The following is a 12573-nucleotide window of genomic DNA, read 5'->3' on the forward strand; positions in this document are numbered from 1 at the left end:
GGTGCCGGAGTGTTAACGGCGACGATTTTCTGTCTGGATGGCATGACTTTACTTAACACCGCCGAAGGTGAGCCCTTTGACGATATAACGCTGAATAAAATGTGAGGCGACCATCAGTGGCAACACGGCCAGCACAATGCCTGCCGAAACCTTGCCAATCTGCACGCCGTTCGATGTCTGTAGCGCGGCAAGCGACACCGGGACCGTGGCGGTCTCTGGCCCACTAAGTACCAGGGCAAAAAGAAACTCGTTCCATGACAGGATGAAGCCCAGCACAGCAGAAGCCGCAAGACCCGGCAGCGAAACAGGCAGCACCACATGCCAGAACGCGCCCCAGGCTGTAGCGCCATCGGTCATCGCCGCCCACTCCAGATCCACCGGGATGCCCTCGAAAAAGCCCATCAGGATCCAGGTCAGAAACGGCAGATTTAGCGCGGCATAGACCAGCGTCAACCCAAACAGCGAGTTGGTCAGTCCAACGGTTCGTAGCATGGCGAAGGCGGGTAACACGAGCGCCACCGCAGGCAGCATCTGGGTTGCCAGCATAATAAAGCGCGCCGCTTTACCACCGGTTTTAAAACGGGCGAAGGCATAACCCGTGGCGGCAGCAAACGGCAGGGCGAGGACAACTGATCCGGTGGCGACAATCAGGCTGTTGGCGTAGTGACGTAAAAAACCGTTGTCCTCAATCAGCGAACGGAAATTTTCCCCGGAAAACTGCGGAAAGATATCGCTGCTGTAAGCCATCGATTCCGGCACCAGGCTGGTTCTCACAATCCACAACACGGGCAATAAAATTGAAAGACAGGCCAGTACCAGCCCGGTATGAAGTCCAATTTTTCGTAGCATGTTTACTCCTCACGCTCCGATGGTGTCAGCGTTGTCCGGGGTTTTACGGCGCTCAACCACATCTCCGCTGCCGGGGTGAAACAGATGCAGTGAGTTGGGATCAAGCCAGATGCTAAGCGTCTGCCCCACCTTCGGGTGCGTATGGTGATCAAGGCGAATCACAACCGGCACTTTACCGAGCGTGCCGCTGACAATGTTTTCTGCGCCCAGTGCTTCCACCCCGCTGACGGCAATCTCGAGTGGGATCCAGTCCGGTCTGCGCGGCTGGGCGTGAAAATCTTCCGGTCGCACGCCGAGCGTCATCTGTTTGCCCGCCAGGCTTTGATAGTCGGCGGCCATCCAGCCCGGTACCGGGAGCAGAGGACCGTCGAACAGTTGCAGGCTCACATCCATGCCCGTTCGTTGCACAAGACAGGGGAGAAGATTAATTGACGGGGAGGAGAGAAAACGGGCAACAAACGTGTTTACCGGATAGTTGTAGACTTCCAGTGGCGTTCCGCACTGGATCAGATGGCCATCACGCATGATGCAAATGCGATCCGCCATCGTCATGGCTTCAACCTGGTCATGGGTGACGTAGACCATGGTTTTGCCCAGCCGGCGATGGAGCTTAATCAGCTCGCTGCGCATCTCTCCACGCAACTGAGCATCAAGATTTGAGAGGGGTTCATCTAACAAAAAGGCCTGCGGTTCACGCACGATAGCGCGGCCCAGGGCGACGCGCTGGCGTTGCCCGCCGGAAAGCGCTGCCGGTTTGCGGTGCAGCAGTTTATCCAGCCCCAGCATCGCGGCGCTCTCGGCCACTTTACTGTTAATCACATTGCCCGGTACGCCACGCATTTTCAGGCCGAAGGCCATGTTTTCGGCAACAGTCATATGCGGGTAGAGCGCATAGCTCTGGAATACCACGGCAATGTTCCTGTCACGCGGCGCCACATGACTAACATCGCGCCCGTCGATTAACAATGTGCCATCGGTAATACTTTCAAGTCCGGCAATCATGCGGAGTGTGGTGGACTTTCCGCAGCCGGAAGGACCAAGAAAGATAACAAATTCACCATCCCGGATGTGCAAATTCACATTACGGACGCTGTGCTGATTGCCGTTGTAGGATTTCGACACGTTCCGTAATTCAATGGAGGCCATATTGGGTTACCTCTGTTACGTGTTGCCCATCCTGGGACTGGTGACATCCATGTTCGGTTTTGTTCGAAATAAAGCTACTTTGTTCACAACGACGTGTTCTCAGCCTGTATAAACCCCGCCGGTGACATTGACGCCCTGGCCGGTCATAAAGCGGGCGGCGTCGGAACTCAAAAAGGCCACGACTTCGGCGACATCTTCTGGCGTCTCAAGCCGACCAAGCGGCGTCTGGCGAATGTAATCATCAATCACCTGTTCAGGCGTCATGCCGCGCAACTGTGCTTCCCATTGGACTTCCCGGTTCTGCATGCCGGTTTTAACGAACCCCGGACAGACAGCATTCACGCGGATCCCGTCTGCAGCCAGCTCCCGTGCCAGTGCCTGAGTCCAGCCGAGTACGGCAAATTTGCTGGCGGAGTAATGGGCCAGTAGCGGCGCACCCACTTTGGCGGCAAGCGACGCTGTATTGACGATAGTACCGGATTTACGCGCCACGAATTTGCGCGCGGCAACCTGGTTCGTCAGAAAAATTCCCCGGGTGTTGACGTCAAAATTAAAATCCCACTCATCATCTGTTATTGCCAGGGCTTTTTGCATGGTGGATACGCCAGCATTGGCGATCAGCAGGTCATAATCCCCCAGCGTTTTCTCTACCCAGCCGAACCCTTCTTCGACAGACGCACGTAAACGAACATCCAGATGAAACGCCACGGTGTTCGCGCCCAGTTCGGTTGCCGCTGCCCAGGCTGCTTCTTCGTTAATGTCTCCAATGGCGACCCGCATGCCCTGGCGAGTCAGGTTACGGGCAATGGCATAGCCAATACCCGTTGCGCCGCCGGTAACAATCGCCACTTTCCCTTGCAAGTCCGGATAGTGTCCGGACGTCAAATGTGATGTGTGCATGTTCTCTTCCCCTGTGTTGATGATTATTTTTTACACCAATATAACGAACACAACAAAACAAATTTCTTATGATAAAAACAATTGCGATCACAAATTTTGTTTTGTATGTTTGTTTTTGTTAATTTCAATGTTCGGAGTCAACCGATGACGCACAACGACGCACTGCCTTTTCAGCCTGACGCTGCCGGATCCGGCGGGCGTTTACGCCGTTCGGCTGCGTCGCGTCAGAGTGAGGTCATGCAGATGCTGGTCCAGCAAGGTGTGGTATCGGTGCCGGAGCTGGCCGCTAAGCTGGCCGTTTCCGAAATGACTATCCGTCGCGATTTGATGGAGATGGAGCAGAAGGGCAGTGTCTGCCGTACGCATGGTGGCGCGGTGTTGCCACAGAGCGGAACCGCGGTGGCGATTGACCAGGTGGAACCGAGTTTTGAGTCCCGGCTGTTGCAAAACCACGAGGCTAAGCTGCGCATCGCGGCGGCAGCGGCAGAGCTCGGCAAGAAATTCCGCACGCTGGCACTGGATGTCGGTAGCACGACTTTTCTTGCCGCACGTTACCTCAGCCAGTGTTCACATTTGAAAATTTTTACTAACAGCATTCGCGTGGCGCATGACATTGCCCCCGCGAAGGCAGAAATCTACCTCGCGGGCGGGCGAATGCGTCCGGATGAAATGTCGACCGGCGGCTCTGCGGCCCTGCACCAGTTTTCCAGCCTGTGGTTCGACATCACTTTTATTGGCGTCTCTGGCCTGACTGCGGAGGGGATTTATGACTACGCCTTTGAGGATGCGGAACTCAAGCGTCTTTATCTCAACCGTTCCAGCCTGAAAGTGGTGTTATGCGATGCCAGTAAGTTCCAACGGATGTCGCTGGTTCACCTCGCCACGCTGGCGCAATTCGACATTCTGATCACCGAGCAGGAGCCGCCGCCGGTGCTGTCAGCAATGCTCGAGGCGGCAAATATTGATGTGATCATCGCGCCTGCGTTACCAAAAGGCGCGTGATTTCTTTTTTCCATGACATATCAGCCAACACCGGAGAAAGTTATGATCTTTGAATTCCTGGGTAATAAGAAAAAAGCGGTTATCGCAATGGCCCATATTGGCGCGCTGCCGGGCGCGCCGTTGTACGACGCTAAAGGTGGACTCAATAAACTCATCGACGATGTGATAAGCGATGTAGAAAAACTACAGGCAGGCGGCGTGGATGCGATCATGTTCGGCAACGAAAATGACCGTCCTTATGTGTTCAAAGCCTCGCTGGAAGGTGTCTCTGCCATGTCTGCTGTGGTGCAGGCGGCGAAGTCGGTGCTCAAGGTCCCGTTCGGTGTGAACTACCTGTGGGATCCTAACGCCAGCGTCGCTATTGGCGCTGCCACCGGCGCGAGCTTTGTCCGTGAAATTTTCACCGGCGTGTTTGCATCTGATATGGGGATCTGGGAGCCGGATTGTGCCAGCGCGTCTCGCCTGCGCCGCAACCTGGGCCGCCAGGATATGAAATTGCTCTTTAACATCAATGCTGAATTCGCCCATTCTCTGGATGCGCGCCCCATCGAATTGCGCGCACGCAGCGCCATCTTCTCATCACTGGCAGATGCCATTCTGGTCTCCGGGCCGATCACCGGTGAACCAGCGGAACATTCCAATCTGCGCAAGGTCTGCGAAGCGGTGGAGGGGGTTCCGGTTTTCGCTAATACCGGCACAAACATCGATAACGTCACCGACATTCTGAGTATTGCCAGCGGTGTGGTTATCGGCACACACTTCAAGGTTGACGGGCACACCTGGAATCAGGTCGATGGGGACCGGGTTAAACGCTTTATGGATGTGGTCGAAAAACTGCGTTAAGCACAACCCGCGGAACGGGAGGATAAGATGCAGTATCTGTTAGGCATTGATATTGGTACGACCTCAACCATCGGCATCCTGATCGGTTTGCCCGACAAGGTGCTCGCTACAGCCTCCCGACCGGTTACGCTTTCGGCCCCGCACAGCGGCTGGACGGAAGAGTCGCCGGAACAGTGGTGGGTGAATGTCGGCGAAATTTGTCAGCAACTGCTCACACAAAGCGGCATCGCGGCGAGCGAGATCTGCGGTATTGGGGTGACGGGGATGCTGCCTGCCGTGGTCTTGCTGGATAGCGAAGACAGGCTGTTGCGCCCGAGCATTCAACAGAGCGATGGCCGTAGCGGCGCGCAAGTGCAGCAGATGCGCAGTGAAATGGACAGCCAGCATTTTTTACAGCGCGCCGGAAACGGTATCAACCAACAACTGGTGGGGGCCAAAATCCGCTGGATTGAACACCACGAACCTGCGGTGTTTGAACGTATCGCCACGGTGTTTGGTTCGTATGATTTTATTAACTGGAAGCTCACGGGAGAGAAAATCATTGAGCAGAACTGGGCGCTGGAGGCGGGTTTTGTTGATATCAGCCGCAATACGCTGGATGACGAGCTGATCGCTTTTGCGCATGTTCCCCGCTATGCGGTACCGCGTCTGGCCCGTTCCCATGACATTATCGGCACGGTAACCGCGCAGGCGGCGGCCTGGACCGGACTCAGTGAAGGCACGCCCGTGATTGGCGGGGCGGCGGATTTGATTGCGTCTGCGCTCGGCGCGGGTGTGACCTCTCCTGGCGAAGTGCTGCTCAAATTCGGCGGCTCGGTGGATATTTTGACCGTGACGGAAACCGCGACCCCAGACCCGCGTCTGTATCTGGATTATCACCTTGTGCCGGGCTGCTATATGCCAAACGGCTGTATGTCAACCGGCGGTTCGGGACTGAACTGGTTTGTGCAGAACTTCGCGGCGCAGCATGAAACGGCGGCACGTGAAAAAGGGATGAGCCTTCATCAGTATCTGGACGCGCTGGCGGAAAACCGCCCGGCGGGCAGTGATGGCCTGATTTTCCTTCCCTATTTTCTGGGGGAGAAAACCCCGATACATGATCCGAATGCCCGTGGCATTCTCTTTGGCCTGACGCTCAGCCACGATGCGGGGCATATCTGGCGCGCGCTGCTTGAAGCCTACGCTTATGCCATCAAACACCATATCGATACACTGGTGGATATCGGTTATCCGGTTAAACGCTATATCGTTTCTGACGGCGGTTCGGCAAGCAAACTGTGGATGCAGATTGTCGCCGATGTGCTGGGCGAGCCGCTTACGCGCCTTGACGGGCATCCTGGCTCATGTCTGGGCGCAGCCTGGACAGCGGCGATTGGCGTCGGGGCGTCAACAGACTGGAAGGGGGCCAGCGCCTGGGTCAACCTCAAAGATGTGATTACGCCACGGCCTGAACATGCCGATGTTTACCACCAGGGATATCCGCGTTTTCGCCAGCTTTATGAAGCCTGCCGTCCATTGACCCGTCAGGAGACACCATGAAATTTACCGCCATTGCCTGGGACGTTGACGGTACGCTGGTGGACAGCGAACCCCTCCATCACCGGGCGCTGCTGGCTGCCTGCCATCGCTTCGGCCTGGATCTGAGCCATATTCCCGAGACGCGCTTTTACGGCGTGCACATTAACGATGTCTGGCAGGCTCTGCGCGCGGACCTGCCCGCCGGGTTGGATCAGGATGTGTGGCTGGCGGCGATTGAGGATTATTACCATGACCATAGCCATGAGCTGGTCGCTATCCCCGGAAGTCGAGAAACCATCCGCAAGCTGGCGGCAAAAGGCGTCAAACAGGCCTGTGTGTCGAATTCATGTCGGCGTATCGTCGAAGCAAATCTTCAGGCGCTGGGGATCCGTGAGTGTATTGATGTGGTGGTCACGCTCGATGATGTACATCATGGCAAACCGGCACCCGAACCTTATCAACATGCGCTCGGAGCCTTCGGACTGCCTGCGGCGGCGGTGCTGGCGGTTGAAGACAGCCCGACCGGAATGCGCTCCGCGCAGGCTGCCGGTATGCACGTCGCGTTTTACGGCGCATCACCTGCTTCTGAACAGGGGGTAACAGAAATCACCGCCCTGACGCGGATCCTCGACTGGTTTTAATTCGCACCGTTTCGCGCGGGGCAGCAATGTTCCGCGCAGCGAAATGAACAAAATCGAACAAATTTGGTTTTAAATCACACCACTTCCCCTTAATATTGTGAGCTATATCGTTTAAGCCTCCTTCAACCCGAAACAGAGTATCTATTGTCATGTCAGCAAAACCCGAGATTCAGGCCCGTTATCTTCCCCAGGAACGTAAAAAACGGATCCTTAACATGCTGGTCGAGCAGGGGCGCGTGACGGTGGTGGACATCTCAGCGGAACTGGCGGTCTCCGAGATGACAGTGCGCCGCGATCTCGCCGAACTGGAAAACGAGGGTAAACTCAGCCGGGTACACGGCGGTGCGGTACTGACGGAAACGGCAAGCCAGCCGATTATGGATCCGCTTCCGGCGCATTTTGACGCACGTCTCTCACTACACCGGGAGAGCAAAATGCGCATTGCCCGTATGGCCGCCGAAGTCGCCGGGCGTTACCAGAGCGTGGCGCTTGATATCGGCACCACCACCCTGTTTATGGTTGACGATCTGGTGAAGCATGAGCGCCTGAAAATCTTTACCAACAGCGTGCGCATTGCCCATGCGCTGGGTCGTTATGCGCAGGCGCCGGAAGTCTATCTGGCCGGGGGAATGATGCGTGATGACGAGATGGCAATTGTCGGGCCGTCCGCCATTGAGCAGTTCCAGCAGTTCTGGTTTGATATCGCGTTTATCGGCGCGTCGGGCATTACCAGCCAGGGCATTTACGATAGCGCGCTGGATGAGACGGAAATGAAACGGGTGCTGATTCGTCGTTCCGGCTTTAAAGTGCTGCTCTGCGATTCGGCAAAATTCCAGCATATGTCGCTGGTGCAGGTGGCGCAGTGGCAGGATATCGATCTGCTGATCACCGACAGCGCGCCGCCCGCGGTACTGGCAACCGCCCTCGAACTGGCGAATGTGCAGGTGATGATTGCTCCCTGACCGTTAAGCCCGCTATTGTATTACTGCGTTGAGCATGCCGGGAAAGTAATGGCGCCATTTCGGCAATAACTCTTTTAATAACATAGAGCGAAACGGTGCTCATCAGGCCATTTACAACGGCGAGCCCGATCGGTGTTTCCGGACAGACATGTCCAAATCGTGAATCACTCCAGCGCAATAACGCTTCAAACCCGACAATCTTTTGAGTAGCGGCAGAATAAACAGGCTGGAAGTGAAGGCTGATATTACTGGCAAGTAAGTCATGCTTTAATCGACAAAGCATCTGTGGCTCCATGATAAGCACTAATGCTTCTTTTTGTGATAACAGGCAATGAACTCATACAATTCGAGTTTACTGCTCAGGTCGAATTTATTCATAATATTCTTTTTATGACTAATAGCCGTCTTGTAGGTAATGCCAATACGATCCGCGATATCATTCATTCCCATGCAGGCGTTTAAGCCGAAGGCAATTTTCTCCTGCGTAAAAGAGAGGGCACGATAGTTGCAGTTAATACAGGAGTAAGCGCATTTCCCTGCGCTTTTAGCGCGTTCTTTTGCCGCAGGATTACCACAAATGGCTTTGACAATGGCGTCGTAAACCACAGACGAACTCGCTTTACAGAGAAAGAACTGTGCGTCTTTGATGCAGTCAGGCAGGCTATGTCTGGCTGGAATAGTATCGCCAGCGACAAAGATAAAAGTCTTCACAGACTTTTTTCTGTTAATTAAGTCTTTAAAACATAAGTAATATTCTCCTGTGCATACGGTCATAAAAATAAAATCGGCTTTATGGATATTCTCAACGCTAAAATCCCAGGAAAGAGAAGGTGAAGTGATATTGCATTCTTTAATGGCATCACGAATTAAACCGACGATGCCAGTAGAGAACAATGTGTCATTATCAATATTTATTAAAAATTTCATTCCCTTGAAACCTCTGGGCATCCTGGTGTTGGCTGGTTTATTCTATATACCTGAATAAAACAAAAGCAATAACTCTCTCATAATCTTTAAGAAAATAAGATTTAATCAATTTGACTTAAGAAAAATCTTAATGAATATTCAGGTATCTACCAAAGTGTTAATGTAAAACACAATACCATGCTGTTGGTAAGGCTATGTCAAGAAAGGTATGTGATTGATCTCTTTTATCCGTAATATCCGGCGATAATGTTTTTATGCGAGTACAAATAGTCTTTCAAAAATAGTAAGAATAATTCTTGCCTTGCAGAGTTTAAACATAGCCATAAATTAAAGCCTGCACATGACGCCTGTGCAGGCTTTTTGTTTAACCCGGATACACGCAGACTGGCGCTGTTGCCGTTTCCAGCCAGGCGCGTGCATCACTGTCGACCAACGGCAAAAGTGTGTCGCGAACCTGCTGATGGTAGGTATCCAGCCACTGTTTTTCCTCGTTCGAGAGTAGCGGCCACTCTACCTGACTGAGGTCAATGGGCACCAGCGTCAGCGATGAGAAGCGGCAGAATCCAGGCTGGCTTTCCACGACTTCCACCTGATTTTCAATGCGAATGCCATAGCGCTCGGCCAGGTAATAGCCCGGTTCGATGGTCATGATATTCCCGGCGACCAGCGGCCACGGATTAACCTTTTTGGCAATGCGTTGTGGTTGCTCATGTATTAACAACTGATGCCCCACACCATGCCCGGTGCCGTGATCGAAATCGAGACCCAATTGCCACAGCGCGCGTCGGGCAAAGGCATCTATCTGATGACCCTGCGTGCCACTCGGGAACTGTAGCGTCAGCATCGATAAAAAGCCTTTCAGCACAGCGGTATAGTGCAGGCGCTGTTCATCGGAAAGGGGGCCAAATGCCAATGTGCGTGTGGCATCGGTTGTGCCATTGCAATATTGACCGCCCGAGTCGTTAAGGTAGAAATTGCTGCGGGTAATGGCAGCGTTGGTGGCTTCGCTGGCGTGGTAATGGCACATCGCGGCATTACTGGCAGAGGCGGAAATGGTACTAAAGCTCTGCTCAATAAAACCAGCCTGTTGCTGGCGGAAAGCCAGCTGTTTTGCCTGCGCTTCCAGTTCGGTCAGCGGCTGGCCTGCGGCCTCACGCGCCGGGACTTCACGTGCCAGCCATGCCAGGAAGTTAACCCACGCCGCGCCATCCTGACGATGGCTGTCACGATAACCCTCCAGTTCAACAGGATTTTTGTGCGCTTTGATAAACGTGATGGGATCCGCATGCCAGACCACTTCGCCACCATTGTGTTCGATAGCAAAACGCAGGGCGACCGGGGCGTAATCCGCATCCAGCATTACTTTCTTGCCTGCCGCCACCTGTTGGCAGTGGGGTAGAAAATCGGTCCATGCGGAGATCCGCAGGGAGGATTTCAGCACATCCGACAGCTCATGGGTTTTCGCCGGATCGATAAACCACTCCATCTCTCCGTCACGGCTGAGCAGGGCAAATGCGTGAGCGACCGGGTTCATCGCCACATCTGACCCGCGAATATTCAACAGCCAGGCGATGTTATCCGGCTGGGTGATAGCCAGCAGATCAACGCTTTCCTTTGCCAGAATCTCCGCAATGCGTGCACGTTTCGCTGCACTGCTTTCACCGCTTATCGCCAGCGGCATTTCGCGGATCGCCCCGCAGGGCGCTGGGGGACGGTCGTGCCAGATAGCATCAAACGGATCGTTACTTAACGCCACCAGCTCACAATGGGTAGCCTCCAGCGCGGTAAACTGGCTATTGACCATCAGCAACGGCTCAAATGCGATACGGCTGCCAGCGGGGAGCGAATCGTTAAGCCACTGCGCCAGCGGCTCATCGTGCAGATGGTGGATCTCAAATGCATTAAGATCCACCTCCTGACGAACCTGCACCTGGTAGCGCCCGTCGACAAAGATCAGCGCCCGATCGCGCAGGATGAGCGCCAGCCCCGCTGAGCCGCTAAAGCCGGTCAGCCAGGCCAGTTTGTTATCGTGCGGCGCGCAGTCTTCGCTCTGGTACGCATCGGCGCGCGGCACAATCATGCCATCAACATCCATGGCCGCCAGTTGCGTGCGCAATGCCGCCAGCGGTGTTGGGGTTTGCATAAGAATCCTTCCTTATCGTTAGCGGAACGGCGGTTCGTTAAAGGTACGCAGTTTGCGTGAATGCAGCCGGTCGCCTTCTGACCGCAGCAGGTCAATGGCGCGTATACCAATCTGCAGATGTTCGGAAATCGCCCCTTCATAAAAACGGTTGGCCTGGCCGGGTAGCTTGATTTCGCCGTGCAGCGGTTTATCAGAGACACACAGCAGCGTGCCGTATGGTACGCGGAAGCGATAACCCTGGGCAGCAATGGTGGCGCTTTCCATGTCGATAGCCACCGCGCGACTCAGGTTAAAACGCAGCGCCGACGCGGAATAACGCAACTCCCAGTTACGGTCGTCTGTGGTGACCACGGTACCGGTACGCAGGCGTTGTTTAACCTCTTCACCGGGCATGCCACTCACCTCTTTGGTCGCGTCGTACAGTGCACGCTGCACCTCGGCGATGCTCGGAATGGGAATATCAGGCGGCAGCACGGCATCCAGCACGTGGTCGTCGCGCAAATAAGCATGCGCCAGCACGTAGTCGCCAATCGACTGGCTTTCACGCAGACCGCCGCAGTGGCCAATCATCATCCACACATCCGGGCGCAACACGGCAAGATGGTCACAAATGGTTTTCGCATTTGACGGGCCGACACCAATGTTAATCAGGGTAATGCCCTGACCGTCAGCCGTGATCAAATGCCAGGCCGGCATCTGGTGCTTTTTCCACGCCAGATCGGAGATGGCCTCCTCCGGCGCGTCGGTGTCGGCGGTGACCCAGTGTCCGCCCGCGCAGGAGAGGGCAATGTAGGGACTTTCCGGGTCCAGAATCTGGCTGCATCCCCAGCGGACAAACTCGTCTACGTAGCGGGTGTAGTTGGTGAACAGCACGAAAGGCTGGAAGTGTTCTACCGGCGTACCGGTGTAATGGCGCAGACGGGCCAGCGAAAAATCCACGCGGCGGGCATCGAAATGCGACAACGGGTAGAGCTCGGTAGGGTGGAACAGACCATCGGCGGTTTCATCGCCAATTTGCGCCAGTTCGGTGGTGGGAAAATGGCGGGTCAGCCCGGCGCTCATTGAGCGATCCAGCGTCAGCTCCGAGCCGTCAATGACATAAGGATACGGGATTTCATGTGCGGACAGCCCCACTTCAATATGTGCGCCATAGTCCTGGCACAACAGCGTGAGTTGTTCATGTAAATAGCTGCGAAACAGGGTGGGGCGGGTGACGGTGGTGGTGTAGCAGCCAGAGTGAGTGAAACGGGCGTACGCGCGGGTTTTCGGTGGGTTAGTGGCGCTGCCATCCCAGCTCACCGAGAGTTCGGGGTAGACGAAAAGGCCATCGGCGCGTGCTTCGTTCGTCGGTAAGGTGCCGTCTTCGATATAACGACTGATGGCGGCACGCAGGTTCGACACTGACTGCTCATACAGAGCTTCCAGTTGATCCAGTGCCTGTTCCGGGGTCAGATGCGCACCCTTTGTATTCATCATTAACTCCTTGTTTCACAGGTGTACGGCTGTAGACGATAGTATGTCACAGCTTTATGAAACAATAACGCCGCATAACGGGTTTCGGAGGATGCCTGCCCTCAAGCCATCGTCGCGTATGGCGCACGGAAATCGTAAGAGGGTGAATGGGGCATGTGGTCAGGAACCG

Annotated in this window: 12 protein-coding genes; 5 read left to right on the forward strand and 7 right to left on the reverse strand. The window is 54.8% G+C overall.

The features are described from left to right. Positions 1–48: 48 nt before the first annotated feature. The 3 genes from AB182_RS08350 to AB182_RS08360 all read right to left on the reverse strand — a co-directional run bounded on the left by AB182_RS08350 (position 49) and on the right by AB182_RS08360 (position 2895). Entirely contained in the window at positions 49–849 is an 801-nt protein-coding gene (locus AB182_RS08350; protein ID WP_047369694.1) for a carbohydrate ABC transporter permease, read from the reverse strand. Positions 850–858: 9 nt separating this feature from the next. After that, complete coding sequence (locus AB182_RS08355; protein ID WP_047369695.1) at positions 859–1995, reverse strand: ABC transporter ATP-binding protein; 1137 nt, start codon at positions 1993–1995, stop codon at positions 859–861. A gap of 99 nt (positions 1996–2094) precedes the next feature. Next, positions 2095–2895 carry an SDR family NAD(P)-dependent oxidoreductase gene (locus tag AB182_RS08360; protein WP_047369696.1) on the reverse strand — a complete coding sequence of 267 codons (801 nt, stop codon included), beginning with the start codon at positions 2893–2895 and terminating at the stop codon, positions 2095–2097. A 144-nt stretch (positions 2896–3039) separates the two neighbouring features. Between AB182_RS08360 and AB182_RS08365 the strand changes: the two genes are divergently transcribed. The 5 genes from AB182_RS08365 (at position 3040) to AB182_RS08385 (ending at position 7861) form a co-directional block, all read left to right on the forward strand. Continuing rightward, complete coding sequence (locus tag AB182_RS08365) at positions 3040–3897, forward strand: DeoR/GlpR family DNA-binding transcription regulator (protein WP_082137026.1); 858 nt, start codon at positions 3040–3042, stop codon at positions 3895–3897. 42 nt (positions 3898–3939) lie between these two features. After that, positions 3940–4740, forward strand: a complete 801-nt coding sequence (locus tag AB182_RS08370; protein WP_047369697.1) for a BtpA/SgcQ family protein — start codon at positions 3940–3942, stop codon at positions 4738–4740. 27 nt (positions 4741–4767) lie between these two features. After that, positions 4768–6279 (forward strand): FGGY-family carbohydrate kinase, encoded by a 1512-nt coding sequence (locus AB182_RS08375; RefSeq protein ID WP_047369698.1) that lies wholly within the window; start codon positions 4768–4770, stop codon positions 6277–6279. Further along, positions 6276–6899 (forward strand): HAD family hydrolase, encoded by a 624-nt coding sequence (locus AB182_RS08380; protein WP_047369699.1) that lies wholly within the window; start codon positions 6276–6278, stop codon positions 6897–6899. Before AB182_RS08375 ends, AB182_RS08380 begins: the two co-directional genes overlap by 4 nt. A 149-nt stretch (positions 6900–7048) precedes the next feature. Next, positions 7049–7861, forward strand: coding sequence for a DeoR/GlpR family DNA-binding transcription regulator (locus AB182_RS08385; protein WP_047369700.1), 813 nt, complete (start codon positions 7049–7051; stop codon positions 7859–7861). Here the strand turns inward: AB182_RS08385 and AB182_RS33350 are convergent. The 4 genes from AB182_RS33350 to AB182_RS08400 form a co-directional block, all read right to left on the reverse strand. Beyond that, the gene (locus tag AB182_RS33350; protein ID WP_380081269.1) at positions 7785–8156 is read right to left on the reverse strand and encodes an EAL domain-containing protein; all 372 of its coding nucleotides are present in this window, start codon (positions 8154–8156) and stop codon (positions 7785–7787) included. The genes AB182_RS08385 and AB182_RS33350 overlap by 77 nt on opposite strands. Positions 8157–8164: 8 nt before the next feature. Continuing rightward, a complete protein-coding gene (locus AB182_RS08390) occupies positions 8165–8788 on the reverse strand; it encodes a helix-turn-helix transcriptional regulator (RefSeq protein ID WP_047369701.1) in 624 nt (207 codons plus the stop codon). A 364-nt stretch (positions 8789–9152) separates the two neighbouring features. Further along, positions 9153–10931: an aminopeptidase P family protein gene (locus tag AB182_RS08395; protein WP_047369702.1), complete on the reverse strand. Its 1779-nt coding sequence runs from the start codon at positions 10929–10931 to the stop codon at positions 9153–9155. A gap of 18 nt (positions 10932–10949) precedes the next feature. Next, complete coding sequence (locus AB182_RS08400) at positions 10950–12404, reverse strand: AMP nucleosidase (protein ID WP_047369703.1); 1455 nt, start codon at positions 12402–12404, stop codon at positions 10950–10952. Positions 12405–12573: the final 169 nt, after the last annotated feature.

The organism is Phytobacter ursingii, assembly GCF_001022135.1.
GTDB lineage: Bacteria > Pseudomonadota > Gammaproteobacteria > Enterobacterales > Enterobacteriaceae > Phytobacter > Phytobacter ursingii.

Bases quoted from the DNA above. Each gene is read 5' to 3' on its own strand.
- AB182_RS08350 (WP_047369694.1), bottom strand. From the start codon at position 849: ATGCTACGAAAAATTGGACTTCATACCGGGCTGGTACTGGCCTGTCTT.
- AB182_RS08355 (WP_047369695.1), bottom strand. From the start codon at position 1,995: ATGGCCTCCATTGAATTACGGAACGTGTCGAAATCCTACAACGGCAAT.
- AB182_RS08360 (WP_047369696.1), bottom strand. From the start codon at position 2,895: ATGCACACATCACATTTGACGTCCGGACACTATCCGGACTTGCAAGGG.
- AB182_RS08365 (WP_082137026.1), top strand. From the start codon at position 3,040: ATGACGCACAACGACGCACTGCCTTTTCAGCCTGACGCTGCCGGATCC.
- AB182_RS08370 (WP_047369697.1), top strand. From the start codon at position 3,940: ATGATCTTTGAATTCCTGGGTAATAAGAAAAAAGCGGTTATCGCAATG.
- AB182_RS08375 (WP_047369698.1), top strand. From the start codon at position 4,768: ATGCAGTATCTGTTAGGCATTGATATTGGTACGACCTCAACCATCGGC.
- AB182_RS08380 (WP_047369699.1), top strand. From the start codon at position 6,276: ATGAAATTTACCGCCATTGCCTGGGACGTTGACGGTACGCTGGTGGAC.
- AB182_RS08385 (WP_047369700.1), top strand. From the start codon at position 7,049: ATGTCAGCAAAACCCGAGATTCAGGCCCGTTATCTTCCCCAGGAACGT.
- AB182_RS33350 (WP_380081269.1), bottom strand. From the start codon at position 8,156: ATGGAGCCACAGATGCTTTGTCGATTAAAGCATGACTTACTTGCCAGT.
- AB182_RS08390 (WP_047369701.1), bottom strand. From the start codon at position 8,788: ATGAAATTTTTAATAAATATTGATAATGACACATTGTTCTCTACTGGC.
- AB182_RS08395 (WP_047369702.1), bottom strand. From the start codon at position 10,931: ATGCAAACCCCAACACCGCTGGCGGCATTGCGCACGCAACTGGCGGCC.
- AB182_RS08400 (WP_047369703.1), bottom strand. From the start codon at position 12,404: ATGAATACAAAGGGTGCGCATCTGACCCCGGAACAGGCACTGGATCAA.